The 23,938-nt window shown below is 60.1% G+C and carries 27 protein-coding genes and 2 pseudogenes; 15 read left to right on the top strand and 14 right to left on the bottom strand.

Features of this window, described 5'->3' with window-relative positions; all coding sequences use genetic code 11:
• Nucleotides 1-15 precede the first annotated feature (15 nt).
• Nucleotides 16-681: a bifunctional 4-hydroxy-2-oxoglutarate aldolase/2-dehydro-3-deoxy-phosphogluconate aldolase gene (locus JN756_RS25360; protein ID WP_017847191.1), complete on the top strand. Its 666-nt coding sequence runs from the start codon at nucleotides 16-18 to the stop codon at nucleotides 679-681.
• Between the two features lie 270 nt (nucleotides 682-951).
• Here JN756_RS25360 and JN756_RS25355 read toward each other — a convergent pair.
• Nucleotides 952-1,260, bottom strand: a pseudogene (locus JN756_RS25355) (aminotransferase class V-fold PLP-dependent enzyme); the annotation flags it as partial.
• 11 nt (nucleotides 1,261-1,271) lie between these two features.
• Nucleotides 1,272-1,508 (bottom strand): DUF3820 family protein, encoded by a 237-nt coding sequence (locus JN756_RS25350; RefSeq protein ID WP_003213031.1) that lies wholly within the window; start codon nucleotides 1,506-1,508, stop codon nucleotides 1,272-1,274.
• 207 nt (nucleotides 1,509-1,715) lie between these two features.
• On the opposite strand from JN756_RS25350, the gene JN756_RS25345 reads away from it, so the two are divergent.
• Nucleotides 1,716-2,183 carry a ferritin-like domain-containing protein gene (locus JN756_RS25345; RefSeq protein WP_017847193.1) on the top strand — a complete coding sequence of 156 codons (468 nt, stop codon included), beginning with the start codon at nucleotides 1,716-1,718 and terminating at the stop codon, nucleotides 2,181-2,183.
• A gap of 54 nt (nucleotides 2,184-2,237) precedes the next feature.
• On the opposite strand, the gene JN756_RS25340 is transcribed toward JN756_RS25345, so the two are convergent.
• Nucleotides 2,238-2,708, bottom strand: coding sequence for a MaoC family dehydratase (locus tag JN756_RS25340; protein WP_201021466.1), 471 nt, complete (start codon nucleotides 2,706-2,708; stop codon nucleotides 2,238-2,240).
• 57 nt (nucleotides 2,709-2,765) lie between these two features.
• A complete protein-coding gene (locus JN756_RS25335; RefSeq protein WP_046382289.1) occupies nucleotides 2,766-3,710 on the bottom strand; it encodes an alpha/beta hydrolase in 945 nt (314 codons plus the stop codon).
• A 210-nt stretch (nucleotides 3,711-3,920) separates the two neighbouring features.
• Between JN756_RS25335 and fadD2 the strand changes: the two genes are divergently transcribed.
• Entirely contained in the window at nucleotides 3,921-5,609 is a 1,689-nt protein-coding gene (gene fadD2, locus JN756_RS25330; protein WP_108524470.1) for a long-chain-fatty-acid--CoA ligase FadD2, read from the top strand.
• 382 nt (nucleotides 5,610-5,991) lie between these two features.
• Nucleotides 5,992-7,683: a long-chain-fatty-acid--CoA ligase FadD1 gene (gene fadD1, locus JN756_RS25325; protein WP_017847197.1), complete on the top strand. Its 1,692-nt coding sequence runs from the start codon at nucleotides 5,992-5,994 to the stop codon at nucleotides 7,681-7,683.
• Nucleotides 7,684-7,799: 116 nt separating this feature from the next.
• Here the strand turns inward: fadD1 and JN756_RS25320 are convergent, their stop codons facing one another.
• Nucleotides 7,800-8,177, bottom strand: coding sequence for a hypothetical protein (locus tag JN756_RS25320; protein ID WP_017847198.1), 378 nt, complete (start codon nucleotides 8,175-8,177; stop codon nucleotides 7,800-7,802).
• A gap of 199 nt (nucleotides 8,178-8,376) precedes the next feature.
• Between JN756_RS25320 and JN756_RS25315 the strand changes: the two genes are divergently transcribed.
• The 3 genes and pseudogenes from JN756_RS25315 to def all read left to right on the top strand — a co-directional run bounded on the left by JN756_RS25315 (nucleotide 8,377) and on the right by def (nucleotide 10,236).
• Nucleotides 8,377-8,562 carry a CsbD family protein gene (locus tag JN756_RS25315; RefSeq protein ID WP_046382290.1) on the top strand — a complete coding sequence of 62 codons (186 nt, stop codon included), beginning with the start codon at nucleotides 8,377-8,379 and terminating at the stop codon, nucleotides 8,560-8,562.
• A 179-nt stretch (nucleotides 8,563-8,741) separates the two neighbouring features.
• Nucleotides 8,742-9,693 (top strand): annotated as a pseudogene (locus tag JN756_RS25310) (YihY/virulence factor BrkB family protein).
• 3 nt (nucleotides 9,694-9,696) lie between these two features.
• The gene (gene def, locus JN756_RS25305; protein ID WP_026140057.1) at nucleotides 9,697-10,236 is read left to right on the top strand and encodes a peptide deformylase; all 540 of its coding nucleotides are present in this window, start codon (nucleotides 9,697-9,699) and stop codon (nucleotides 10,234-10,236) included.
• 43 nt (nucleotides 10,237-10,279) lie between these two features.
• On the opposite strand, the gene JN756_RS25300 is transcribed toward def, so the two are convergent.
• From JN756_RS25300 to gntR, 5 genes are all read right to left on the bottom strand, one after another.
• Nucleotides 10,280-10,696: a GNAT family N-acetyltransferase gene (locus tag JN756_RS25300; RefSeq protein WP_017847202.1), complete on the bottom strand. Its 417-nt coding sequence runs from the start codon at nucleotides 10,694-10,696 to the stop codon at nucleotides 10,280-10,282.
• 397 nt (nucleotides 10,697-11,093) lie between these two features.
• Entirely contained in the window at nucleotides 11,094-11,606 is a 513-nt protein-coding gene (locus JN756_RS25295; RefSeq protein WP_057004505.1) for a hypothetical protein, read from the bottom strand.
• A 223-nt stretch (nucleotides 11,607-11,829) separates the two neighbouring features.
• On the bottom strand, nucleotides 11,830-12,258 hold the full coding sequence (locus JN756_RS25290) for a hypothetical protein (protein ID WP_057004504.1): 429 nt from the start codon (nucleotides 12,256-12,258) through the stop codon (nucleotides 11,830-11,832).
• Between the two features lie 204 nt (nucleotides 12,259-12,462).
• Nucleotides 12,463-13,095 carry a glutathione S-transferase family protein gene (locus tag JN756_RS25285; protein WP_017847205.1) on the bottom strand — a complete coding sequence of 211 codons (633 nt, stop codon included), beginning with the start codon at nucleotides 13,093-13,095 and terminating at the stop codon, nucleotides 12,463-12,465.
• Nucleotides 13,096-13,270: 175 nt separating this feature from the next.
• Entirely contained in the window at nucleotides 13,271-14,302 is a 1,032-nt protein-coding gene (gene gntR / locus JN756_RS25280) for an HTH-type transcriptional regulator GntR (protein ID WP_162231529.1), read from the bottom strand.
• A 213-nt stretch (nucleotides 14,303-14,515) separates the two neighbouring features.
• Between gntR and JN756_RS25275 the strand changes: the two genes are divergently transcribed.
• From JN756_RS25275 to JN756_RS25265, 3 genes are all read left to right on the top strand, one after another.
• Nucleotides 14,516-15,049: a gluconokinase gene (locus tag JN756_RS25275; RefSeq protein WP_046382296.1), complete on the top strand. Its 534-nt coding sequence runs from the start codon at nucleotides 14,516-14,518 to the stop codon at nucleotides 15,047-15,049.
• A gap of 84 nt (nucleotides 15,050-15,133) precedes the next feature.
• A complete protein-coding gene (locus JN756_RS25270) occupies nucleotides 15,134-16,486 on the top strand; it encodes a GntP family permease (protein WP_057004503.1) in 1,353 nt (450 codons plus the stop codon).
• 108 nt (nucleotides 16,487-16,594) lie between these two features.
• Nucleotides 16,595-16,876 (top strand): hypothetical protein, encoded by a 282-nt coding sequence (locus tag JN756_RS25265; protein WP_046382298.1) that lies wholly within the window; start codon nucleotides 16,595-16,597, stop codon nucleotides 16,874-16,876.
• 44 nt (nucleotides 16,877-16,920) lie between these two features.
• Here the strand turns inward: JN756_RS25265 and alaC are convergent, their stop codons facing one another.
• The gene (gene alaC, locus JN756_RS25260) at nucleotides 16,921-18,138 is read right to left on the bottom strand and encodes an alanine transaminase (RefSeq protein ID WP_057004502.1); all 1,218 of its coding nucleotides are present in this window, start codon (nucleotides 18,136-18,138) and stop codon (nucleotides 16,921-16,923) included.
• 196 nt (nucleotides 18,139-18,334) lie between these two features.
• Here alaC and JN756_RS25255 point away from each other — a divergent pair, with 196 nt between their 5' ends.
• Nucleotides 18,335-18,817, top strand: coding sequence for a GyrI-like domain-containing protein (locus JN756_RS25255; RefSeq protein WP_017847210.1), 483 nt, complete (start codon nucleotides 18,335-18,337; stop codon nucleotides 18,815-18,817).
• Between the two features lie 107 nt (nucleotides 18,818-18,924).
• On the opposite strand, the gene JN756_RS25250 is transcribed toward JN756_RS25255, so the two are convergent.
• Nucleotides 18,925-19,419: a GNAT family N-acetyltransferase gene (locus tag JN756_RS25250; RefSeq protein ID WP_017847211.1), complete on the bottom strand. Its 495-nt coding sequence runs from the start codon at nucleotides 19,417-19,419 to the stop codon at nucleotides 18,925-18,927.
• Nucleotides 19,420-19,562: 143 nt separating this feature from the next.
• Between JN756_RS25250 and JN756_RS25245 the strand changes: the two genes are divergently transcribed.
• The 3 genes from JN756_RS25245 (at nucleotide 19,563) to JN756_RS25235 (ending at nucleotide 21,705) form a co-directional block, all read left to right on the top strand.
• Entirely contained in the window at nucleotides 19,563-19,982 is a 420-nt protein-coding gene (locus JN756_RS25245) for a YybH family protein (RefSeq protein ID WP_046382301.1), read from the top strand.
• 42 nt (nucleotides 19,983-20,024) lie between these two features.
• Complete coding sequence (locus tag JN756_RS25240) at nucleotides 20,025-20,369, top strand: YciI family protein (RefSeq protein WP_201021465.1); 345 nt, start codon at nucleotides 20,025-20,027, stop codon at nucleotides 20,367-20,369.
• 118 nt (nucleotides 20,370-20,487) lie between these two features.
• Complete coding sequence (locus JN756_RS25235; protein ID WP_057004501.1) at nucleotides 20,488-21,705, top strand: RNA polymerase sigma factor; 1,218 nt, start codon at nucleotides 20,488-20,490, stop codon at nucleotides 21,703-21,705.
• A gap of 54 nt (nucleotides 21,706-21,759) precedes the next feature.
• Here the strand turns inward: JN756_RS25235 and JN756_RS25230 are convergent, their stop codons facing one another.
• Nucleotides 21,760-22,614 (bottom strand): LysR family transcriptional regulator, encoded by an 855-nt coding sequence (locus JN756_RS25230; RefSeq protein ID WP_017847215.1) that lies wholly within the window; start codon nucleotides 22,612-22,614, stop codon nucleotides 21,760-21,762.
• 87 nt (nucleotides 22,615-22,701) lie between these two features.
• On the opposite strand from JN756_RS25230, the gene JN756_RS25225 reads away from it, so the two are divergent.
• The gene (locus tag JN756_RS25225) at nucleotides 22,702-23,214 is read left to right on the top strand and encodes a multidrug/biocide efflux PACE transporter (protein ID WP_046382304.1); all 513 of its coding nucleotides are present in this window, start codon (nucleotides 22,702-22,704) and stop codon (nucleotides 23,212-23,214) included.
• Here JN756_RS25225 and JN756_RS25220 read toward each other — a convergent pair.
• Complete coding sequence (locus JN756_RS25220) at nucleotides 23,113-23,871, bottom strand: SDR family NAD(P)-dependent oxidoreductase (protein ID WP_046382305.1); 759 nt, start codon at nucleotides 23,869-23,871, stop codon at nucleotides 23,113-23,115. The genes JN756_RS25225 and JN756_RS25220 overlap by 102 nt on opposite strands.
• Nucleotides 23,872-23,938: the final 67 nt, after the last annotated feature.

The following is a 23,938-nucleotide window of genomic DNA, read 5'->3' as shown; positions in this document are numbered from 1 at the left end:
CAAGGATCAGCCGCTATGAAAAGCCCTCAATCGACCGTGTCCATGGCGGATAAAGTTGCCCTGATCGACAGCCTCTGCGCCAAGGCGCGGATCCTGCCGGTGATCACCATCGCCCGTGAACAAGACATCCTGCCACTGGCCGACGCCCTGGCAGCCGGTGGTTTGACCGCATTGGAAGTGACCCTGCGTTCCGAGTTCGGCCTCAAGGCCATTCAGGTCCTGCGCGAGCAACGCCCGGAGTTGTGTACCGGCGCCGGTACCGTGCTCGATCGGCATATGCTCGAAGCCGCGGAGGTTGCCGGCTCGCAATTTATCGTCACCCCCGGCATTACCCGCGACCTGCTTGAAGCTTCGGTCCACAGCCCGATCCCATTGCTGCCGGGCATCAGCAATGCCTCCGGAATCATGGAAGGCTATAGCCTGGGTTATCGCCGCTTCAAACTGTTCCCGGCCGAAGTCAGCGGCGGCGTCGCAGCCATCAAAGCCCTGGGCGGCCCGTTTGGCGAAGTGAAATTCTGCCCGACCGGCGGCGTCGGCCCGGCCAATATCAAGAGCTACATGGCGTTGAAAAACGTGATGTGCGTGGGCGGTAGCTGGATGCTCGACCCGGAATGGGTCAAGAACGGCGACTGGGCGCGTATCCAGGAAGTCACCGCCGAGGCACTGGCGCTGCTGGACTGAGCTGATTCATCGAATCGTTGTTGCTGTGCTTAACGGCATTTTTGCGGTGCGCTTGGTCGGCGGACCGCTTTTTTTTGCCTGCGCAAAACCTTGAGACCCACACATCTTCAAATGTGGAAGGGAGCAAGCCCCCTCCCACATTTTTCAGTCCGCGCTGAGTGCGGTGATGGCGTTGATCAGTGCATGGATGTCTGCGGTTGATGTCGCCAACCCCGGTGTCACCCGGATACAGGTGCCGAACGCCGCTCCACTGCGGGTAGTGGTAAACAGGTTGTAGTTGCGGATCAGCGACTGCAAGGCTTCGGTGGCGTTGCGGGTGAAGGCGACCGATTCGGGGTCGGCGTCGATCAGTTCGGCCAGTTGGCGGCGGATCTCGACGTTTTCGCCCTGCTCGAAACGCTGGCGCACATGCACCGCGTTACTGCGGTTGATAAACGCGACGTGCTCGAGGTACTGCGCTTGCACCGCGCGGCTCATGCGCCCGAAGTAGCCGTTTTCCAGGTTGATCGGGCCTGGCTCCAGTGCATAGCGGTCGGCGATGGCCTGCCAGTGCGCTTCGTTGGCTGCATTGCATGGCATGGTGCGGGTTCCTAGTGACGAGGCGCGGGTTTGCCGTGTTTGGCGCGCAGTGGCTCCAGCAGTTCGGACAGGCCGTTGTGGTCGATTTCCTGCATCAAGGCCAGCAACCCGCCCAGCTCGCCGTGGGGGAAACCTTCGCGGGCGAACCAGTTCAGGTAGGGGCCGGGCAGGTCGGCGATGATCCGTCCCTTGTACTTGCCGAAGGGCATTTCGCGGGTGATCAGCAGTTCGAGTTTTTCGGGGTTCATGACGGCTCAGGCGTTTGCATCGAGGTCTTGGAAAATACAGGCATTCTGCATGAAGGCCAAATGACAGATCATGCAAATAACGCATGTACAGATCGTTCAATTATTTTTAACTTATTGAAATATAAAGAAAAAGTTGTTTTTTAAAACCTGGCACGGGCGCTGCAATCATTAATGCAACCTTTCTCAACCCACATAAGGAATTGAAAAATGACTGATATCAATAAAGAGTCCATCTCCGTATTGAACGACCTGATCGAAACCAGTATCGACGGTCAAAAAGGTTTTAAAGAGTGCGCTGACGACATCAAGCATCCCGAACTCAAAGCGCTGTTTGCCAAGCGCTCCGCAGACTGCGCCACTGCCGCCGCCGAGCTGAAAACCGCCGTGCGTGCCCTGGGTGGCGACCCGGAACAATCCGGCAGCGTGGCCGGCGCCCTGCACCGTGGCTGGGTCGATGTGAAGTCGATGGTCACCGGCAAAGACGAAGAGGCTGTGTTGAACGAAGCCGAGCGCGGTGAAGACCACGCCCTCAAGGCTTACAAAGCAGCGATCGAGAAGATCACCCAGCACAACCTGGTGGGCATTCGTGACTTGGTTGAGCGCCAGTACCACGGCGTACAACGCAACCACGATCAGGTGAAAGCCTTGCGTAACCAGGCTCGCGCTCAGTCGTGAGTCGCCGCTGAATAAAAAATCCCCGCCGATGCGGGGATTTTTTATGGGAATTGATCAGCCGATGGTGATGGCTGGCAGTTCGGTCAATGTCACGACCTGTTGCTTGCGTGGCGCGAGGATTTCCGCTTCGCCATCCACCACCAGCTCATCGCGCTGATTGAACACGCGGGTGGCAATACGCACGCGGAACTTTGGCAGCTTTTCGAGGATTTCCAGACGCACGGTCAGGGTATCGCCGATTTTCACCGGTTTCTGGAAGCTCATCTGTTGGCCGATATAGATCGTGCCCGGCCCAGGCAGCTGACAGGCAACCGCCGCGCTGATCAGGGCGCCGCTGAACATGCCGTGGGCGATTCGCTCCTTGAACATGGTCGCCTTGGCAAATTCCGCATCCAGGTGTACCGGGTTGTGGTCGCCGGACATCGCGGCGAACAGTTGGATGTCACGCTCTTCGACGGTCTTGCTGTAGCTGGCGGTCTGGCCGACTTCGAGGGCTTCGTATGGGGTGTTGGTTACCTGGGTCATCTAAAGGTGCATCCTGTGGCTAATCGATAATTTAATTGGCTGATTTTAAACGAAAAATTATTCGCAGCGAGTCGGCCTGCGCGAGGTCAGGGCCTGGTCGAGCCACGTCAGCACATCCGCGGTGACTTCGTCGCGGTTGGTTTCGTTGAACAGTTCGTGACGCGCCTGCGGGTAGATATTCAGTTGCAGGTTCTGGCAGCCGGCCTCACGCAGGGCATGGGCCAGTCTTTTCAGACGCTTGCCTTCACTCACCGGATCACATTCGCCGCCGATCACCAGGATCGGCAAGCCCGGATCGATCTGCGCGAGATTGGACGCTTTGCTGATTTGCTGCAAGCCGCCCAGCAGGTCGATCCACAGTTGGTTGGTGCAGCGGAACCCGCAAAGCGGGTCGTGGCGGTAGCGGTCGACTTCGTCCGGGTCACGGCTGAGCCAGTCGAAAGCCGTGCGGTTGGGCTTGAACGCTTTGTTGAACGAGCCGAACGACAGGAACTCGATCAGCGCACTGCGGCCGCGCAAGCCCTGGCGCAGGCGTTCGGCACGGGCGATCAGCCGCGCGGCGCGGTACAGCGCCACCGGCTGGAAATTCGAACCGCTGAGAATCGCCCCATGCAGGCTGGCGCTGTGGTGCAGCAGGTAAGCCTGGGCGATATAGCTGCCCATGCTGTGGCCCAGCAAAATGATCGGCACTCCCGGCAACTGCTGGCCGATGTGCTGGTTGAGGCTGGCCAGGTCGCCCACCACCTTGTTCCAGCCGTCCCGCTCGGCGAACAGGCCCAGCGTGCCCTCGTCGGCGGTGCGACCATGGCCGCGCTGGTCCAGGGCAACCACCCCGTAGCCCGCCCCACATAACGCTTGGGCCAGGCGCGCATAGCGACCGCCATGCTCGGCCATGCCGTGGGACACCATGATCAACGCCTTCGGCGGCGTGTCCGGCAGCCATTGATTGACGTACAGGCGGCTGTGGTCATTCGCGGTCAGCCAGAAGGTGGTGTGGTTCATGGCGCTTCCTTTGCTCGGGGTCATTGCAGTGTATAGCCCATCCTCGGCCAAGCGGCTGATCAGTACAGACCCTTGTAGGAAGATTCACGCTATCAATGACGCTATTGCCCGTATTTGCCTGTTTGGCCATAGCTGCTAACGTCCCCGAAGCTCCGCTTTTTATAGCAGCAGAAAAGCGGCCAGGCACATTCAGGTAAGAGGACAAGAATAATGCAACCTGATTTCTGGAATGACAAACGCGCGGCGGGCGTTCCCAACGAGATCGATCTGACCGCCTACAAGTCGGTGATTGAAGTCTTCGAGCGTTCCTGCAAGGCCTTTGCCGACCGCCCGGCGTTCAGCAACATGGGCGTCACCCTGACCTACGCCGAGCTTGAGCGCCAGAGTGCGGCGTTCGCCGGCTACCTGCAGCAGCACACCGACCTCAAGCCGGGCGATCGCATCGCGGTGCAGATGCCCAACGTGCTGCATTACCCGGTGGCGGTGTTCGGTGCGCTGCGCGCCGGGCTGATCGTGGTCAACACCAACCCGCTGTACACCCCGCGCGAGATGCGTCATCAGTTCAAGGACGCCGGCGTGCGCGGCCTGATCTACCTCAACCTGTTTGGTTCGCGGGTGCAGGACGTCTGCACCGACACCGAGATCGACTACCTGATCGAAGCCAGGATGGGTGACTTCATGCCAGCGGCCAAGGGCTGGCTGGTCAACACCCTCGTCGACAAAGTGAAGAAAATGGTCCCGGCCTATCACTTGCCGCGCGCGGTGTCGTTCAAGCGCGCCTTGCGCATGGGCGCAGGGCAGGGCGTGACGCGCCACCCGGTGAGCCTCGATGACGTCGCGGTGCTGCAATACACCGGCGGCACCACCGGCCTGGCCAAGGGCGCAATGCTCACCCATGGCAACCTGGTGGCGAACATGCAGCAGGTACGCGCCTGCATGTCGCAGACCGGCGAGGATGGCCACCCGCTGATCAAGGAAGGCCAGGAGGTGATGATCGCGCCGCTGCCGCTGTACCACATCTATGCGTTCACCGCGAACTGCATGTGCATGATGGTTTCCGGCAACCACAACGTGTTGATCACCAACCCGCGTGACATCGCGGGCTTTATCAAGGAGCTGAAAAACTGGCGCTTCACCGGCTTGCTCGGGCTCAACACGTTGTTTGTGGCGTTGATGGACCATCCCGGCTTCAAGAGCCTGGACTTCTCCAGCCTTAAACTCACCAACTCCGGTGGCACGGCGCTGATCAAGGCCACCGCCGAACGTTGGGAGCAACTCACCGGTTGTGCGATCGGCGAAGGGTATGGCCTGACGGAAACGTCGCCGGTGGCCAGCACCAACCCGTATGGCAATCAGTCACGGCTGGGTACCGTAGGCATCCCGGTGCCGGGGACGGCGATGAAGGTGATCGATGATGAAGGCGCCGAGCAGCCCCTGGGCGAACGCGGCGAGCTGTGCATCAAGGGCCCGCAGGTGATGAAGGGCTACTGGCAGCAGCCGGCCGCCACCGCCGAGGCGCTGGACGCCGAGGGGTGGCTCAAGACCGGCGATATTGCCGTGATCGACGAAGATGGATTTGTACGCATCGTGGATCGCAAGAAGGATTTGATCATCGTCTCGGGTTTCAACGTTTACCCCAACGAGATCGAAGACGTAGTGATGGCTCACCCGGCGGTGGCCAACTGCGCGGTGATCGGCGTACCGGACGAGCGCACGGGGGAGGCGGTGAAGCTGTTTGTGGTGGCGCGTGCCGAAGGCGTGAGCCTTGAGGAGTTGAAGAACTACTGCAAGACCAACTTCACGGGGTACAAGGTGCCCAAGCACATCGTGTTGCGTGAGTCGTTGCCGATGACGCCGGTGGGCAAGATCCTGCGGCGTGAGTTGCGCGACATCGCCTGATGTGAAATGCAGTCGACAATGGGGGAGGGGGCTTGCCCCGATGGCAGTGAATCAGTCACCAGATGTGTTGGCTGATCCACTGCTATCGGGGCAAGCCCCCTCCCACATTTGTCTGTGTTTATCCCGTTAAGCCCTGTTCTAGAGCCATTTTCAAGCGTATAGAATTTTTGCTCTAAAAATGACTATTAGTTATTCATGAGTCATGTTTATGACTGTAGGGCCCTCTTTTGGCTCTAGTCGGCCCTTGGCAAAGCTGCTACTCTCGGCGCGCTTTGTGACCTCTCGGCCTGCTTAAACGCGCCAGACTCACCTAAAAAACATACACCAATAATAATCGCATCAAATGCGATGATGAATTCGCGTCGCTGAGGAGTGGGCTTCCATGAACGTAGACTTTTGGAAGGATAAGTACCCCGCCGGGATTGCTGCAGACATCAATCCAGACGAGTATCCAAATATTCAGGCGGTACTGAAACAGTCCTGCCAGCGCTTCGCCAACAAACCGGCTTTCAGCAACCTGGGCAAGACAATCACCTATGGTGAGTTGTACGAATTGTCCGGCGCTTTCGCCGCGTACCTGCAACAGCATACCGATTTGAAGCCTGGCGATCGAATCGCCGTGCAACTGCCCAACGTCCTGCAATACCCGGTCGCCGTGTTCGGTGCCATCCGTGCCGGCCTGATCGTGGTCAACACCAACCCGCTGTACACCGCGCGGGAAATGGAACACCAATTCAACGACTCCGGGGCCAAGGCCCTGGTCTGTCTGGCCAACATGGCGCACCTGGCTGAAAAAGTCGTGCCCAAGACTGCCGTCAAACACGTGATCGTCACCGAAGTCGCCGACCTGCTGCCGCCGCTCAAGCGCCTGCTGATCAACAGCGTCATCAAGTACGTGAAGAAAATGGTCCCGGCCTATCACTTGCCCAAGGCGATCAAGTTCAACGACGTGCTGGCCAAGGGGCACGGCCAACCGGTCAACGATGTCAGCCCGGCCAGCAGCGACGTGGCGGTGCTGCAATACACCGGCGGCACCACCGGCGTGGCCAAGGGCGCGATGCTGACCCACCGCAACCTGGTGGCGAACATGCTGCAGTGCAAGGCGCTGATGGGCTCCAACCTCAATGAAGGCTGCGAGATCCTGATCACTCCGCTGCCGCTGTACCACATTTATGCGTTCACCTTTCATTGCATGGCGATGATGTTGATCGGCAACCACAACATCCTGATCAGCAACCCGCGCGATCTGCCGGCGATGGTCAAGGAGCTGTCGAAGTGGAAGTTCAGCGGCTTTGTCGGCCTGAACACGCTGTTCGTGGCGCTGTGCAACAACGAAGGTTTCCGCAAGCTGGACTTCTCTGCGCTGAAAGTCACCCTGTCTGGCGGCATGGCCCTGCAACTGGCCGCAGCTGAGCGCTGGAAGGCCGTGACCGGCTGCGACATCTGCGAAGGCTACGGCATGACCGAGACGAGCCCGGTGGCGACGGTCAACCCGATCCAGAAGATCCAGATCGGCACCATCGGCATTCCGGTGCCGTCGACCTTGTGCAAAGTCATCACCGATGACGGCGTCGAGCTGGGCCTGGGCGAGGTCGGCGAGTTGTGCGTCAAAGGCCCGCAAGTCATGAAGGGCTACTGGCAGCGCGAAGACGCCACCGCCGAGATCCTCGACAGCGAAGGTTGGTTGAAGACCGGTGACATCGCGATCATCCAGCCGGACGGCTACATGCGGATTGTCGACCGTAAAAAAGACATGATTCTGGTCTCCGGTTTCAACGTCTACCCCAATGAACTCGAAGACGTGCTGGCGACCCTGCCGGGCGTGCTGCAGTGCGCGGCCATTGGTGTGCCGGACGAGAAGTCCGGGGAGCACATCAAGATCTTCATCGTGGTCAAGCCGGGCGCCACCCTGACCAAGGACCAGGTGATGGAGCATATGCGTGCCAACGTCACCGGCTACAAGGTGCCCAAGGCCGTGGAATTCCGCGATGCCTTGCCGACCACCAACGTGGGCAAGATCCTGCGTCGCGAATTGCGTGATGAAGAACTGAAGAAACTGGGCCTGAAAAAGTAAACCAGGCCTAAATGTGGGAGGGGGCTTGCTCCCGATAGCGGTGGTTCAGTCACCTAATGCGGTGGCTGACACTCTGCTATCGGGAGCAAGCCCCCTCTCACATTCTGACCGCATTCCTACAGGGTGAATGGCGCGAAGCTGACGCCAGCACCGGCTGGGCGTACATCCTTGAGGAACGAGTCCTTGTCCGCGCTCAGCTCCAGGGTAATCTCTGGCTTGCGCTTGCCCGCATTGCGCACCACCAAGCCTTCGAGCTTTTCACGCAGGAACACCGTCGGCACCTTCAGGTGCAGCAACTGGTCAGTCTCGGCGTTGTGCAGCAACAAGTGAATCCACTCGTACTGGCCCACCGCGATCCGCGCCACCGGCAGGTCGAACCACCAGATGTTGCGTTTGCGGTCCAGGTCGGTGAAGTGGCAGTTGTTGACGCCGAGTACGGCACCGCCCAGTTCCTGGTTTCTGCGGGCGATGGCCTGTGCTTTATTGAGTTTCATAACCTTCCTACGGGATCTGTTATTCAGCGTTGTAGCCTGAATGTGCCGGGCATTCTCGTGGGTTGGCCGCAAAACATAAAGCCAAACCTGCTGCCGGCGATGAAATGCCCGCGTAAAAATAATTGAAACTCTGCCGAACGGCCCTGGGTCAATCTCTAGGTAATGACCAAAACCCCTCGATTGTTCCAGGAGAAATACCATGAGCAGCACATCGGATAAGGTAAAAGGCGTCGCCAACGAAGCAGTCGGCAACATCAAGCAAGGTGTCGGCAAAGTGACCGGCAACGACAAGCTGCGCGCTGAAGGGGTGGTCCAGGAAAAGAAAGGCGAAGTGCAGAAAGCCGTGGGTGATATCAAGGATGCGGTGAAGAAAGCGATCAAGTGACCCTGATTCGCCGCTTGTATTACCCAGCCCGACGGCCATCCACGGATGGCCGTTTTTGTGTCACCTGAAGTGGTTAATCTTTCGAAATTGTTTCAAGGTCGCCAAATAGGCTACCTTGATGTAGAAAACGGCCCCTGAGTCGCCCACGAACCTGACTTTTTGCGGCGAAAGGAGACGCTATGATTTTCCCGGTACTCGATGGTCTCAAGCTGCACCAAGTGCTGGTACGCACGGTCAAGGAATTCGTCAACGACGAGATGTCCACCTACGCCTCGGCACTGGCCTACCAGATGCTGTTCTCGTTGTTTCCGTTCCTGCTGTTTCTCATTGCATTGATCGGTTTCCTGCATTTGCCGGACTTCTTCACCTGGCTGCGCCTGCAGTCGGAACTGGTGTTGCCGCCCCAGGCCCTCGAGCAGGTCAACCCGGTGATCGACCAGTTGCAGCAGTCCAAGGGCGGCCTGCTTTCGGTGGGTATCGTGATTGCCCTGTGGACCGCGTCGGCCGGCGTGCGCCTGATGATGAGCGCGATGAACGCCGCCTACGACGTGATCGAAGGCCGGCCGATCTGGAAGCGTTTCCCGCTGTCGGTTTTCTACACCGTCGGCATCGCTGGCATGTTGCTCGCCGCCGCCGCGCTGATGGTGCTCGGCCCGCAGGTCATGGAATGGCTGGCAGGGCAGATCGGCATGCAGGAATTCGTGGTCACGCTGTGGACCATCTTGCGCTGGCCGCTGATTGTGATCCTGCTGATGTTCGCCGTGGCCCTCATGTATTACGTGATGCCTGACGTGCAGCAGAAATTCCGCTTCATCACCCCTGGCTCGGTGCTGGCGGTGGTGGTGTGGATCGTCGCGTCCCTGGGCTTTGGCTACTACGTCAAAACCTTCGCCGACTACAACGCCATGTATGGCAGCATCGGCGCGATCATTGTTCTGCTCCTGTACTTCTATATTTCCGCCGCCGTGTTGTTGCTGGGGGCGGAGATGAATGCCGTGATCGAGCACATGTCGGCCGAAGGCAAAGACCCGGGAGAAAAGACATTCGATGAAAACACCCATGCCGGTGAAAAAAAAGCACGTCTCCGGTCTTGGCCGAGACCATTCCAAGCCCACTCCCGATGAAGTCTGATTGATGATCCGTGAAATCCTGAAAATGGGCGATGAGCGCCTGCTGCGTATCGCCCCGCCGGTTCCGCCGGAAATGTTCGACAGCCCCGAACTGTGGCAACTGATCGATGACATGTTCCAGACCATGGAGCACGTCGGCGGTGTCGGCCTGGCCGCGCCGCAGATCGGTGTTGACCTGCAATTGGTGATCTTTGGTTTCGAGAGCAGCGAACGCTACCCGGAGGCGCCGGCCGTACCGCAGACGATTTTGATCAATCCACTGATCACGCCGCTCAGTCCGATCATGGAAGAGGGCTTCGAAGGCTGCCTGTCCGTGCCCGGCCTGCGCGGCGCGGTGGACCGTTACCAGCAGATCCGCTACGAAGGTTTCGACCCCAAGGGCGAACCGATCATCCGCATTGCCGATGGCTTCCATGCGCGGGTGGTGCAGCACGAGTGCGATCACCTGATCGGCCGCTTGTACCCGTCGCGGATTACCGATTTCAGCAAGTTCGGGTTCATCGAGGTGATGTTCCCCGACATGGACCCGACGGCCGACGAGTAGCCTCCTGACACAACGCAACGCCAACCTCAGCTCCCGCGGGAGGTTACAAGGCGCGTTCCAAGCCCATCGCGATCATCGGCTTGTTGCGCTTGTAGCGCACCAACCGTTCGCTGAGGGACTGCGGCAGCACGGTATCCTGGGTGAAACCCATGCGTTGATACCAGCCTTCCAGGTCCGGATGACACATCAGCCAGACCGTACCCTCCCCATCGGCCACCGCTTGACGAATCAAGCGCGCCGCCAGCCCCTGACCGCGATAGGCCGGGTCGACAAACACCCCGGTCAGCCATTGCCCGCCCACCACTGGCGTCAGGCATAAGCCGGCGACGATCTCGCGGTCCCGCGCCACCCATAGACGTCCGCCCTTGAGTGCCTTCATCGGCGAATCGTGGTGACGATAAAACTTGTTCAGCAGCGGCCACAGGGGCTCTGCCAGCGGTTCGATGTGCAATTCGGGCATGGTGTTCAGGCAGGCGTTATCCAGGGCCGGGGATTATAAGCGCCTAATGTGCGGCAATAGGTGGTATACCCATTGTTACATCCCCTGTAAGTGGAGCATGCATCATGGCCAAAGGTATGGATTCAAAGAAAGCCGCGAAGAAGAAACCGGCAAAGACCGCCGATGAAAAACGCGCTGACAAGAAAGCCAAGAAATCCGAGACAGGGCTGTTCGGTCACTGAGTTGAACGTGTAGAAGCCTACGATCTGCAAGATGTTCCCGCCTTACCGCACAGAGCAGGACACACCTGCTCTGAGCTGTCGATGCCCAACTAGCGTGATGGCACCCAGTGCCGGGAAATCAACGTCCTGGCACACGGCGTTACTGCGCGACCGAATGGCCCCATTGGCCGGGTCGCTTAGATCGCGGCCAAGGTCTCTTTCACCGATTGCGCTTGTGGCTCTGCCGTTTTCACGGCTACCTGCTGCTCTTGCTGTTGCTTCAGACGATCAGCCACTTGCTTGGCGATTGCATCCTGTTTTTCCTGCGGCATTGTCTGCACCTCCGCCTCGGTCAACCCCTGCTCCTTGAGCAACTGTTCGCGAATGCGTTCGGCCGGGGTTTTGCTCATGTAATCGGTGAAGTCTGCGCGCGCCGCACTCGTGGTAGAACCGGCTGCGGGCACATCCGTGGTCGCCGGGGTGGCGGCCGTTGAGGCCTGCAACTGCACGCGGGTCTTGGCGAAGGCTTCGTCGATGCGGTCGGCGGCCTTGTCCAGTTGGGTCTGCGCGGCGGGTACGCTCACACTTTGCTGCGCCGTTTGCAGGGCACCGCTGTACAGCGTGCTGGCGGCCGCGTTGGCGGGGTCCATGTCGGGGCGCTTGAGCTTTTCGACGGTCGACAAGGCTTGAGTGTTGTTGTTAATCAGCATGATCGGTCACCTATGCAAATGTTCGATGCGTCAGCTGGAGCAAATAGCGTGCCGGGTGCTAATCCCAAGGTTTTATGGGCGCTGGCGCGGCCATCGCGGCAAACATTGTCCCGTCGACGGCCAAGCGTTGCCGTCAATGGGCGATGTTTTCCAACGCCTGGTGGCATATGGCACCCCTGGACATTCGCTGATTAATCGCACAAGGGCTCAGTCGATGATGGGGTTAAGCGCCCGTAAGATTCAACTCACCCTGGGTGACCTTCAGTGGTTCTTCGCCCTTGGGCACCTTATGAGAGGTGAAAGAGAATGTCGCAGCGAGGTGCCGAAGTTCCAGATCGATCTTCGTGAGGTGGAATTTCCCGCTGCTGGGCTGGTAAGTCCATGGGTTCGGTCCAAGCGCATGGTAGTAATAGACCTGAACCTTGCCTTTTTCTTGGGCAACATCATATGAGCCAGGCTGGATATCTTTAGCTAATTGAAAGCTCATCAGCCGCTGGCCTTGATTGCTCTTGGCGTCTATAAAATTAGCTTCAGGAAACTCGTGAAATTGGATGTCTTCGGATGTGAAGTTTCCAATGGGATCGTTGATGTTCGCTGTTACCAAGCCATCTGCAGGCTGCGATTTCAGGGCCCGTGACCGATCGTTATCCATGAGCGGATGCCTCCGAGAGGTTATAGGAATTGGGAGCGCCCAATCACTTCGCTGTCAGTCAAACGTCGGTAACGGGTAGCGTCTACTGTCAATGTTGACAGGTAGGCCGCAGTATCCGATGGGTGGTACGAAGCGAGCGTTTTGCTGTCGCAGGCCCCGGTGCGGCGCAGTACGTTGAGTTCTTTTACGTTGTTGTCCTTGGGCTTAGTCATGGCCGTCGAGGGCGAAGGTCTTAAAGCCGGCATGCTGGCCAAGGCGCTGGTAATACGCGGCAACTGCCGGGTAGGACGGGCGCTCCATCGGCGTCATCTGCCAGCGGTGAACCGAGAGGCCGATGAGGATGTCAGCCAGGGTGAATTCGTCGCCAGCCACGTAGGCACCGGTCTTTGCCAATTGTTGTTCCAGCAGGCCCATCTTGTCGTGCCAGGCTTGCACGCCCGCCTTGATGCGCTGCGGGTCCTGATGGTCGGGGCTGTTGCGCACCAGGGCCTGGAAGGCATAACCCCAGGACGGGTTGAGTTCGGTGGCTTGCCAGTCCATCCACTGCTCGACCCGGGCGCGGGGGGCGGGCTCGAGAGGCAGCAGGTCGTGGCGTTGGTAGAGGTTCACCAGGTAGCGACAGATGGTGTTGGACTCCCACAGCACACCGTGGTCGTCGATCAGCACCGGCACTTGGGCGTTGGGGTTCAGGGCAAGGAATTCGGCGGATTGGGTCGGCTTGAAGCCGATGCCCCAGTCTTCGCGCACATAGTCGATGCCCAGTTCCTGGCAGGTCCAGAGCACTTTGCGCACGTTGATGGATGAAGCGCGACCCAAGATTTTCAGTGAGTGTCCCATGGTGCTTCCCTGACAGTGGAGAACGCTCAATCTAGCAGGGGGCGGACATTACGGCGATGCCTTCAAGCGGGCACGGTTAAAAATGTGTGTGGGGCCATGGCTTTGCCCACTGGCAATACGCTCAGCTCCCTCAACTGACGAATTGCCAAGGCCACATCGCAATGTCAGCCGCGTCCTACGTGCTCTCCCGCACCTGCAACTCAAACCCCATGTCCACCACCGGCTTGGCGATCTTGTTCCCCGCCATGACCGTCAGCAGATGCTCCGCCGCGCGCCGACCGATGGCCTCGCGCGGCGTGCTGATGCTGCTCAGGCGCGGCACCATGAAGGAGGAGGCGGGCAGGTCGTTGAAACCCAGCACGGCCACGCGCCCCGGGACGTTGATGCCGTGACGCAGGGCTTCGAGCAGCGCGCCCTGGGCCAGGTCGTCGTTGCCGAAGAAGATCGCATCCACATCCGGATGGGCCGCCAGCAACTGCAAGAACAACTCGCCGCCCAGGCCCACGGAGGAGGGGCGTGGCGTCAACAGTTCCAGCGCCGGGTCGTACAGCCCGGCCTGTTGCAACGCACGGCGGAAGCCTTCGCCGCGCAGCAAGGTGCGTTGGTCCAGTTGCGCGCCGATATACGCCAGGCGCTTGCGCCCACGGGACAGCAAATGCGCCGCCGCCGTCTCACCCGCCGCCAACTGCGAAAAGCCCACGCAGTTCACGCCAGCGTTGGGGTCCAGATCCATCATGTACACGCACGGCACATTGCTGGCCTCGACCATCCGTCGCGCGCTTTCGGTCCGATCGAACCCGGTCAGCAGCAAACCCCGCGGCTGGTAGGCCATGTAGTTGCGCAGCAAAGTCTCTTCTTCGTCGCGGGAATAGTGGGAGTTGCCGATCAGCACTTCAAAGCCCTTGGGCCGCAGCACCTGGTGGATCGCTTCGAGGGTTTCGATAAACAGCAGGTTGGACAGCGAGGGCACCAGCACCACCACCGAATGGCTCTGGGCCGAGGCCAGGGCGCGGGCGGCGGGGTTGACCACGTAGTTCAACTCGGCGGCGGCCCGTTGCACTTTTTCCACCAGTTCGGTGGCCACGGTGCTGATGCCACGCAAGGCGCGGGAAGCGGTAATCGGGCTGACGCCGGCCAGGCGGGCGACTTCATTGAGGGTCGGGCGACCCGTGGTGCGCGTATTTTTATCGTTCTTGGAGGTCATCAGGCGGCTTGCCAAACAAAAATCGAGGCACTAAGGTAGCGCTGTCTCCAAACGGCTGCAAATGCTTGAATGCTGGGTTGCCTGATCCAGTTCAAATGCTTGGAGCGGATGCACGCGTCACTCCATAAAAAAAGACAAGACGGCGCGGGAAAAGCCTGTTTTTGCACTAGCCTTACAGCGTGCAAAGGTAGCGCTATCTGCGTCCTGAGGTGTTTCATGAGTCAACCTGTTACCGCCCTGGTCATCATGGGTGTCGCCGGCTGCGGCAAGACCAGCGTCAGCGAGGCCGTGTGCCGCCTGAACGGTGCCACCGCCATTGAAGGCGACAGCTTTCACCCCGCCGCGAACATCGAAAAAATGAGCGCCGGCCACCCCCTCGACGACAACGACCGCGCCGGCTGGCTCGACATCCTGTGCGATGAGTTACGCCGTTCGCTCAAGGCCGGCGAACACCCGGTCCTCACCTGTTCCGCACTGAAAAAGAAATACCGCGACCACCTGCGCGAAGCCGCGCCGGGCCTGGGCTTTGTGTTTCTGGAACTGAACCGCGAAGTCGCCGCCGACCGCGTGTCCCATCGGCCCGGGCATTTCATGCCGGCAAGCCTGATCGACAGCCAGTTCGCCACCCTTGAGTCGCCCATCGGCGAGCCGCTGACCCTGGCCCTCAACGCCAGCGAAGACAGCGTCGAGGCGTTGGCCGAGCAAACCCATGCGTGGTGGTGCAAACACGGTTTTGAACCCGCTCATTAATTTTTGTGTCGGAAAAGATAGCGCTATCTCCGACAACAAATTCAACACCCGCTTTAATAACAACAACAAACAGGAGAGACCCCCATGTTTGGCATGTCCCACGAGTCCTACCTGCTGCTTGATGCAGTGGTCACTATCATTGGTCTGATCTTCTTGATCACCAAGTTCAAGGTTCACCCGTTTATCGCGTTGATCATCGCCGCCGGCTTCCTTGGCCTGACCTCGGGCATGCCCGTGGACAAGATCATCAAGGCCTTCCAGGACGGCTTCGGCGGGGTGCTCGGCTTTGTCGGCATTATCCTCGCGCTGGGTACGATGCTCGGCAAGATGATGGCCGAATCCGGCGGTGCCGATCAGATCGCCCAGACCCTGATCCGCGCCTTCGGCAAGGAAAAGGTCCAGTGGGCGATGATGTTCGCCGCGTTCCTGGTGGGTATCCCGCTGTTCTTCGAGATCGGTTTTGTGTTGCTGATCCCGCTGGTGTTTATCGTCGCGCGCCGTACTGGCGTGTCGCTGATCAAGATCGGCATCCCACTGCTCGCCGGCCTGTCGGCGGTCCATGGCCTGGTGCCACCGCACCCGGGCCCGCTGCTGGCCATCGGCGTGTTTGGCGCGGACATCGGCAAGACCATTCTGTACGGCCTGATCGTCGCACTGCCGACTGCCATCATCGCCGGCCCGATCTTCGGTACGTTTATCGCCAAGTACATCCCGGGCAACCCGTCCCAGGAACTGATCGACCAACTGGCCCGCGAGTCGGAGCACAAGACGCTGCCGAGCTTCAGCATCACCCTGATCACCGTGTTGCTGCCGGTGTTCCTGATGCTGCTGAAAACCTTCGCCGACATCGCCTTGGCCGACGGTCATGTGGTGCGCAACTGGATGGACATGATCGGTCACCCGATCAGTGCCTTGCTGCTGGCGTTGCTGCTGTCGCTGTACACCTTCGGTCATCGCCAGGGCATCCACTCCAAGCAGATCCTCAAGTTGCTCGACGCCAGCCTGGCGCCGACCGCCGCGATCATCCTGATCATCGGTGCCGGTGGTGGTTTCAAACAGATGCTGGTGACCAGCGGCGTGGGCGACGTGATCGGCCATATGGCGGTGAACGCGCAGATCAACCCGATCCTGCTGGCGTGGCTGGTGGCGGCGGTGATTCGGGTGGCGACCGGTTCGGCGACAGTCGCGACCATCACTGGCGCAGGCATCGTGGTGCCGGTGGTCGGCATGATTCCGGGGGTTAACCGCGAGCTACTGGTGTTGGCGACGGGGGCGGGTTCGTTGATCCTGTCTCACGTCAACGATGCGGGGTTCTGGCTGGTGAAGCAGTACTTCAACATGACCGTGGCCGAGACGTTCAAGACCTGGACGGCGATGGAGACCATCTTGTCGGTGGTGGCACTGATTTTCATCATGTTGCTGTCGTTGGTGGTGTGACAGCGACCGCGAATACCGCTTGTCGTAACTGGTACTTTTCACAGGTCCGGGTTTTTTCTGAATATGAGGGAATGAAACCCCAAATGTAATTCAGAAAAGGAAATGGCCATGACCAAGGAAAATGAACCCACGCAGGCACTGCCGCCTCAAATCCAGGCGCCGGCAGCCAATACGACTGTCCCTAGCCCTGTCACCATCTCCGGGTTAGTACCCCTGGAAGGTGCCACGGTAACAGTGGAGGACTCGACTGGTAAGTTGGGAGTTGCCGTTGCTATCGGACATAATTGGTCGCTCACCGTCGTTATGACTCCGGGCGCCCACCACATCTCGGCTTATGTTTCTTTTCCGGTGGTTTCAGGTAGTACCGAGCGAAAATTTGTCGTGAAGTAGTCTTTCAAGATAATGGGGCATGAATGCCCCATTACAGTTCGCAGTCAGACTCCAGTCCTGGGCACCAAGCCATCCGCCCTGAACATCCCGCGAATCCCGCGTACCGCCTGGCGAATCCGGTCCTGGTTCTCGATCAGCGCAAAGCGCACATGGTCGTCGCCATATTCACCAAAGCCAATCCCCGGCGACACGCACACCTTGGCTTCCAGCAGCAGCTTCTTGGCAAATTCCAGCGAGCCCATGGCGGCATACGCTTCGGGGATCTTGGCCCAGACGTACATCGACGCCTTGGGATTCTCCACCATCCAGCCCAACTCATGCAGGCCTTTGACCAGTACATTGCGGCGCTGGCGGTACTGCTCGGCGATGTCTTTCACGCACTGTTGGTCGCCTTCCAGCGCGGCAATCGCCGCCACTTGCAGCGGGGTGAAGGTGCCGTAGTCGTGGTAGCTCTTGATCCGCGCCAGGGCGTTGACCAGTTCTGCGTTGCCCACCATGAAACCAATGCGCCAGCCGGCCATGTTGTAGCTCTTGGACAGGGTGAAAAACTCCACCGCAATGTCCTTGGCGCCCGGCACCTGCATGATCGACGGGGCTTTCCAGCCGTCGTAGACGATGTCGGCGTAGGCCAGGTCATGCACCACCAGCACGTCGTACTGCTTGGCCAGGGCGATCACCCGCTCGAAGAAATCCAGCTCCACGCACTGCGCGGTCGGGTTGGACGGGAACCCCAGGATCATCATCTTCGGCTTGGGAATCGAACCGCGAATCGCCCGTTCCAGCTCGGCGAAAAAGTCCACGCCCGGAATCAACGGCACCGAACGCACCTGGGCGCCGGCAATCACGGCACCGTAGATATGAATCGGGTAGCTCGGGTTGGGCACCAGTACGGTGTCGCCCTGGTCCAGGGTGGCCAGCATCAAGTGCGCCAGGCCTTCCTTGGAACCGATGGTGACGATGGCTTCCGACTCGGGGTCGATATCCACTTCATAACGGTCCTTGTACCAGCGCGAAATCGCCCGGCGCAGGCGCGGAATGCCTTTGGAGGTGGAGTAGCCGTGGGTGTCTTCACGCTGGGCGACGGTGACCATTTTTTCCACGATATGTGGTGGGGTCGGGCCGTCAGGGTTGCCCATGCTCAAGTCGATGATGTCTTCGCCGCGCCGACGCGCAGCCATCTTCAGCTCGGCAGTGATATTGAAAACGTAGGGGGGGAGTCGATCTATGCGCGCAAAGCGGCGCGGCAAACCTTGGTCGGCCATTGTTGCCTCGAAAGTACGTAAGCGCCCGGAACCGTCCGAGCGACGTCGGCCACTGCGGTGGCCTGCGGGGCAGACAATACGGTTGATGATGGCCAGTTGTCCAGATGCGTAGGAAAAATTTCTACATGCAGTGCAATCCGGATATACCCCTATACTCAATACGGGTTTGTTCTCTCATAAGAAGGAGACTGTTCAGATGGATCAGCAGACGCAACAACCGTTAGAGCCGCGCATGGAAGAGGGCAAGGCCCTGGTGATCGCCGGGGTGCAAGGGCATTATTCGAAGGCCACCACCGGGGATATTCCCAAGTTGTGGGGCGTGTTTGACGAGAGCGTCAAGTACATCAAAAAGCGTTTGGGCGGCTTTACCTACGGGGTTTGTCATAACCCCAGACACGATGAGTTCGACTACATCGCAGGGGTTGAAGTCCCCGCCAAGGGCGATGTGCCGAGCAATTTCGAGTTCATCGAAATCCCGCCGCATCACTATGCCGTGTTCGCGCACTACGGCGAGGTACACGCGTTGCCGCAGACCTACGAGCGGATCATGTTCGAATGGTTGCCGCATTCCGGGTACAAGGTTGCCGGCGTGGATTTCGAGCGGTACAGCGCGGATTTTGATGTGAGAAAGGGCCTCGGCACCGTGGAGGTCTGGCTGCCTGTGGAAGCAAAGGCCTGAAACGCCGGCCGAAGATGATGGCGACTCTTCGGCCGTTTTTCCTGCGCGGGTATGCTCATGATCCAGCGTGCCCCCAAGCGTTGGTCGCTGTCATCTCTACGTGACATCTACTGCGGCTCCAAGCCCCGACTCAAACGGCGCTCATACCCGACCCGCCCTTTGTACGCCTCCCCGCGATCCACCCAGCCCAGCCCCAGGTACAAGCCCATCGCCGCGACATTGTGCGTGTCCACCGACAACTCCAGCGCCTTGATCTGCGGCCAGGCCTGAAGCGCCGCCGCGGGTAGCGCCTGCAGGCAGGCTTTGCCAAATCCCCGGCCCTGTTGGCTGCGATCCACCTGTAACGCGTGCAGCGTGGCGCTGTGGGCATCGGCCCAATGGGGCAGGCATGGCGGGCATTTGAGCAGGAGGAAGGCCACGGGCACATCGTCGGCCAGCAGCGCAAAGCCTTTGATGCCGGGGCTGGGGTTGACCAGCAGGGTGTTGAGTGCGCAATACATGTCGCCGCAAAACGGCAACTGCTCAGGGTGAACTTCGATCGCGCCGACTTGCTGTGTTTGCACAGCGTTCAGCGCCTCGTAGGCGACAAGGCGGGTTTGCATCGGGGCGTCCGAACGGCTGCAAAGAAGGGCGCAGTCTATCGGGTTTGCACGCTGCGAGATTTTTTTCAGCGCGCTGTCGATCGGGCGGCGGGCCATTCGACTAAGGGTGTCTCTGAAGATTTTCACCCCCCAGGAGTATCGCCATGAACACTGCAATCCACACCCTGATCAAACAATGGAAACAAGCCGTCGTCGCCAAGGACATCGATAAGATTGTCAGCTTTTACGCCGACGATATCATCGCGTTCGACGCGGTTAGCGCCCTGCAGTTCAAGGGCAAGGCGGCCTACCGCGCGCACTGGCAGGCGTGCATGGAAGTCTGCCCCGGCCCCGGTGTGTTCGACTTCCATGAGTTGCATATCGTCGCCGCCGACAACAGCGCCTTTGCCCATTGGCTGGCTCACTGCGGTGGCACCGGCCCGGACGGCGTGCTCAAGACCTGCTGGATGCGCGTCACCGTCGGTTACCAGCGTGTCGACGGCCAATGGAAGGTGGTGCATGAGCATTGGTCGGCCCCCTTCGACATGGCCACCGGCGTCGCGCTGTTCGACCTGAAACCTTGAGCCCCGCGAACTATAGTCAGTAGTCCGAAAACGGAGAACGCCATGAAATACCTGTGCCTGATCTACAGCAACGAACAGGTGCTGCACACCGCGCCGGACAGTCCGGCCGACCCGGAGTGTTTCGCCTACGCGCAGTCCGTCCAAAAGAGCGGGCGCATGCTCGCCGCCGAGCCGCTGGAGTCGGTGAGCACCGCCACCACTGTGCGTATGCGCAATGGCAAGCTGTCGATCACCGACGGGCCGTTTGCCGAAACCAAGGAGCAGCTGGCCGGGTTTTACCTGATCGAAGCCCGGGACTTGAACGAAGCGCTCCAGGTCGCCAGCGGCATTCCGGCGGCCCGGGTCGGTAGTGTGGAAGTACGCCCCGTGCGCCAATTGAATCTCTGAACACAAAACACCCATAAACAGGAGGTTTACCCATGAACACTCAACCTGCCGAATGTGAAAGGTCCATCAAACCTGGGGGCGACGCGCCCAATCGCCCGGTGACCCAGGATCTGCCCGATTGACCCCTCCGATCGAGACGATTTACCGCCGCGAATCACGGCGCGTGCTGGCGACGCTGATTCGCTTGCTCGGCGATTTCGACCTGGCCGAGGAAGCGCTGCACGAGGCGTTCCTGGTCGCCATGCAGCGCTGGGAGCACGACGGCGTGCCGAGCAATCCGCGGGCATGGCTGGTCTCGACCGGGCGCTTCAAGGCCATCGATCGCCTGCGCCGCCAGGCCCGTTTCACCCCGTTATTGCAGGCGCAGGCCGATGCGCTGGCAGCGGCCGATTGGGACGACGAAGACGTGGAAGACGACCGCCTGCGCCTGATCTTCACCTGCTGCCACCCGGCGCTGGCGGCTGACGCCCAAGTGCCGTTGACCTTGCGTGAAATCTGCGACCTGACCACCGAAGAAATCGCCCGCGCCTTTTTGGTTCCGCCGGCCACCATCGCCCAGCGGATCGTGCGGGCCAAGGGCAAGATCCGCGAGGCGAAGATTCCCTATCAGGTGCCGTCGCTGGCCGAATTGCCCGAGCGCCTCGACAGCGTGCTGCGTGTGATTTACCTGGTGTTCAACGAAGGCTACTCGGCGTCGATGGGCGCGGATCTCACGCGCGACGACCTGACCCGTGAAGCCATCCGCCTCGGCCGTTTGTTGCTGGAGTTGCTGCCGGAGCCGGAAGTCATGGGCTTGCTGGCATTGATGCTGCTGCACGAGTCGCGCCGCCCGGCGCGGACCTCGGCCGGCGGCGAATTGGTGCTCTTGGACGAACAGGACCGAGCATTGTGGGATGCGTCCCTGATTGCCGAAGGCTGTGCGCTGGTGGAGCAAGCGCTGACGACCCGGCGCTTTGGGCCCTATGGCTTACAGGCGGCGATTGCGGCGGTACATGCCGAAGCGCCGAGTGCCGAGCACACCGACTGGCCGCAGATTGTCGGGCTATACGATGTGTTGCTCCGCACCGTGCCGTCGCCCGTGATCGAACTGAACCGCGCAGTGGCGCTGGCCATGCGCGATGGGCCGTTGGCCGGGTTGCAACAGGTGGAGGCGATTCTGGCGCGGGGCGAATTGCTGGACTATCACCTGGCGCATTCGGCGCGTGGCGAATTCTGCCGACAATTGGGGCGGCTGGACGAGGCGCGGCTGGCGTATGAAAAAGCCCTGTCTCTGACCCGGCAAACCCCGGAAAAGCACTTCCTCGCACGCCGCCTGGCCAGCCTGACCCCGATCTAGCGTCCAACGCATTTCCACTGTGGGACCACCAAGCGCTGCCTGCTCTGGACGAACTCAATCGAGCATCTGCCCCAACAACCAACTCCCCGCAGGCCCCGGCGGATATTGCCGCGACCACAGCGCATCCACCGCCACCGAGCGCGGCCAACTGCGCACGCTCAGTTCAATCAGCCCGGCATTGCCAAAGCGTTCCACCAACCAGCGCGGCAGTGCGGCCCAGCCAAAACCGAGCTGGGCCATTTCCATCAGCATCAGAAAACTCGGCGCCGACCAGACGCGGCCCATGGGGCGGGTTTCATTCGGGTTGATGATGCTCGCCAGGCGCAGCTCACGGTGTTGCTGCAACACCTGTTGGTTGACGCTTTCCAGGCTGGCCAAGGGGTGCGTGGGCGCGACGAACAGGGCAATTTCCGTGCGCTCCTCCACCGGCGAACGGCTCAGGTCGGGTGGGTAAACCTCCTGGGCCTCCACCAGGGCAATCTGGGCCCGGCCACTTTGCACCAGGGCTATCAGGTCTTCGCACTCGGCGATCAGCCATTCCAGTTCCAGGTCGGGGTAGCGTTGCTCAAAGGCCTTGAGCGCAAGTTCGAAGCGCTCCGACTGGTAGGTGTCGGACATCGCAATCGTCACTTTCGCCTCCAACCCTTGGGATAGCTGACTTGCCGCCAACGCCAGCCGACTGCTCGCCTCCAGCACCTGCTCGGCGCGTTGCAGCAGCACGTGGCCAGCGGCGGTCAGCGTCGGCTTGCGGCTGCTGCGGTCGAACAGCAGCACATCGAGGTCAATCTCCAGGCTCGCCACCGCCGCGCTGACGGTGGACTGGCTCTTGCCCAGCTTGCGTGCCGCCGCAGAAAACGAGCCTTGGGTCGCGGCCTGAACAAAGGCCTGGAGCACTTCATGGGAGGCCATGACTATCGCCTTTATCGATGGTTATTGGTTATGAAGTATCGATACAAAACGCAATGATGGCAACACAGTCACTCACGGAGCCGGGGCATGAACCCTACCAAGTCGATTACTGAACGTGTGTGCCAGGCCATCGGTTTCGAGGCCCTGGCGTTGTTGATCTGCACGCCGTTGCTGGCGTGGATCATGGACAAGCCCGCGGTGGAAATGGGCATGGTCACCCTGGCAATCAGCCTGATGGCGCTGACCTGGAACGTGATTTTCAACGGCCTGTTCGACCGCCTCAAGGCACGCCTGCAACTGGCCAACAACGGCTGGACCCGGGTGCTGCACGCCTTGCTGTTTGAAGGCGGGCTGGTCCTGATGTGCGTGCCGTTGATTGCCGCGTGGCTGAACATCAGCCTGCTGCAGGCGTTTATTCTCGATATCGGCGTGTTGCTGTTTTTCCTGCCGTACACCTACGTGTACCACTGGGGCTACGACGTGATGCGCGAAAAGCTCTTACAGAAACATGCCGCCCGAAGCCTCGATCCGCTGGCCGGTGATCCAGTGGCTACCGTCCGCCAGCAGGCTGGCAATGGCCCCGCCGATATCATCCGGTAACCCGGCGCGGCCCAGGGCGGTGTTATTGGCGACCATCGCGTTGAGGTTGGCGTTGTCGCGCACGGCACCGCCGCCGAAGTCGGTTTCGATGGCGCCAGGCGCGAGGATGTTGACGCTGATACCGCGCGCGCCGAGTTCTTTGGCCTGGTAGCGGGTCAGCACTTCCATGGCGCCTTTCATCGCCGCATACGCGGCATAGCCGGGCAGGCTGAAACGGGCGAGGCCGCTGGAGATATTGAGGATGCGGCCACCGTCACGGATCAGCGGCAGCAGTTTCTGGGTCAGAAAAAACGGGCCTTTGAATTGAATCGCGACCAGTTGGTCGAACTGCGCTTCGCTGGTCTCGGCAAAGCTGGCGTGGATGCCGATACCGGCGTTGTTGATCAGAAAGTCGAAATCATCCCGTGCGAAAACACGCTTGAGCACGCCGCCGACGGCTTCGACGAACGCGTCGAAGGTGGCGCTCTGGCTCACATCCAGTTTCAGCATGGCGGCGCGGCCACCCCATTGTTCGATCTGCTCGACCACTGCCTGGGCTTCATCCGCCTGGCTGTGGTAAGTGCCGATGATATCCACGCCTTGTGCGGCCAGGCGCAACGCGGCGCTTCTACCCAAGCCGCGGCTGGCGCCGGTGATCAGTGCGATTTTGCGGGTCATGGTGCAGTCCTCTGAGGTGATCGTGGGAATGAGTGTATTTGTCCGCCTGTAACGTGATAAACAGCGG

This window comes from Pseudomonas sp. Y39-6 (genome assembly GCF_023651955.1).
GTDB lineage: Bacteria > Pseudomonadota > Gammaproteobacteria > Pseudomonadales > Pseudomonadaceae > Aquipseudomonas > Aquipseudomonas veronii.
Note: the sequence above shows the minus strand (reverse complement) of the source record. Positions and strands in the feature narration are given on the sequence as shown.

What these genes read in the sequence shown, in the direction of transcription:
- JN756_RS25240 (WP_201021465.1), top strand. Translation starts at nt 20,025, where the DNA reads ATGAAATACCTGTGCCTGATCTACAGCAACGAACAGGTGCTGCACACC.
- def (WP_026140057.1), top strand. Translation starts at nt 9,697, where the DNA reads ATGATCCGTGAAATCCTGAAAATGGGCGATGAGCGCCTGCTGCGTATC.
- JN756_RS25285 (WP_017847205.1), bottom strand. Translation starts at nt 13,095, where the DNA reads ATGGGACACTCACTGAAAATCTTGGGTCGCGCTTCATCCATCAACGTG.
- JN756_RS25270 (WP_057004503.1), top strand. Translation starts at nt 15,134, where the DNA reads ATGTTTGGCATGTCCCACGAGTCCTACCTGCTGCTTGATGCAGTGGTC.
- JN756_RS25350 (WP_003213031.1), bottom strand. Translation starts at nt 1,508, where the DNA reads ATGAACCCCGAAAAACTCGAACTGCTGATCACCCGCGAAATGCCCTTC.
- JN756_RS25295 (WP_057004505.1), bottom strand. Translation starts at nt 11,606, where the DNA reads ATGCTGATTAACAACAACACTCAAGCCTTGTCGACCGTCGAAAAGCTC.
- JN756_RS25275 (WP_046382296.1), top strand. Translation starts at nt 14,516, where the DNA reads ATGAGTCAACCTGTTACCGCCCTGGTCATCATGGGTGTCGCCGGCTGC.
- JN756_RS25255 (WP_017847210.1), top strand. Translation starts at nt 18,335, where the DNA reads ATGGATCAGCAGACGCAACAACCGTTAGAGCCGCGCATGGAAGAGGGC.
- JN756_RS25225 (WP_046382304.1), top strand. Translation starts at nt 22,702, where the DNA reads ATGAACCCTACCAAGTCGATTACTGAACGTGTGTGCCAGGCCATCGGT.
- JN756_RS25220 (WP_046382305.1), bottom strand. Translation starts at nt 23,871, where the DNA reads ATGACCCGCAAAATCGCACTGATCACCGGCGCCAGCCGCGGCTTGGGT.
- JN756_RS25230 (WP_017847215.1), bottom strand. Translation starts at nt 22,614, where the DNA reads ATGGCCTCCCATGAAGTGCTCCAGGCCTTTGTTCAGGCCGCGACCCAA.
- JN756_RS25245 (WP_046382301.1), top strand. Translation starts at nt 19,563, where the DNA reads ATGAACACTGCAATCCACACCCTGATCAAACAATGGAAACAAGCCGTC.
- JN756_RS25315 (WP_046382290.1), top strand. Translation starts at nt 8,377, where the DNA reads ATGAGCAGCACATCGGATAAGGTAAAAGGCGTCGCCAACGAAGCAGTC.
- JN756_RS25265 (WP_046382298.1), top strand. Translation starts at nt 16,595, where the DNA reads ATGACCAAGGAAAATGAACCCACGCAGGCACTGCCGCCTCAAATCCAG.
- JN756_RS25320 (WP_017847198.1), bottom strand. Translation starts at nt 8,177, where the DNA reads ATGAAACTCAATAAAGCACAGGCCATCGCCCGCAGAAACCAGGAACTG.
- JN756_RS25340 (WP_201021466.1), bottom strand. Translation starts at nt 2,708, where the DNA reads ATGACCCAGGTAACCAACACCCCATACGAAGCCCTCGAAGTCGGCCAG.
- JN756_RS25360 (WP_017847191.1), top strand. Translation starts at nt 16, where the DNA reads ATGAAAAGCCCTCAATCGACCGTGTCCATGGCGGATAAAGTTGCCCTG.
- JN756_RS25300 (WP_017847202.1), bottom strand. Translation starts at nt 10,696, where the DNA reads ATGCCCGAATTGCACATCGAACCGCTGGCAGAGCCCCTGTGGCCGCTG.
- JN756_RS25345 (WP_017847193.1), top strand. Translation starts at nt 1,716, where the DNA reads ATGACTGATATCAATAAAGAGTCCATCTCCGTATTGAACGACCTGATC.
- JN756_RS25335 (WP_046382289.1), bottom strand. Translation starts at nt 3,710, where the DNA reads ATGAACCACACCACCTTCTGGCTGACCGCGAATGACCACAGCCGCCTG.
- fadD1 (WP_017847197.1), top strand. Translation starts at nt 5,992, where the DNA reads ATGAACGTAGACTTTTGGAAGGATAAGTACCCCGCCGGGATTGCTGCA.
- fadD2 (WP_108524470.1), top strand. Translation starts at nt 3,921, where the DNA reads ATGCAACCTGATTTCTGGAATGACAAACGCGCGGCGGGCGTTCCCAAC.
- JN756_RS25250 (WP_017847211.1), bottom strand. Translation starts at nt 19,419, where the DNA reads ATGCAAACCCGCCTTGTCGCCTACGAGGCGCTGAACGCTGTGCAAACA.
- JN756_RS25290 (WP_057004504.1), bottom strand. Translation starts at nt 12,258, where the DNA reads ATGGATAACGATCGGTCACGGGCCCTGAAATCGCAGCCTGCAGATGGC.
- alaC (WP_057004502.1), bottom strand. Translation starts at nt 18,138, where the DNA reads ATGGCCGACCAAGGTTTGCCGCGCCGCTTTGCGCGCATAGATCGACTC.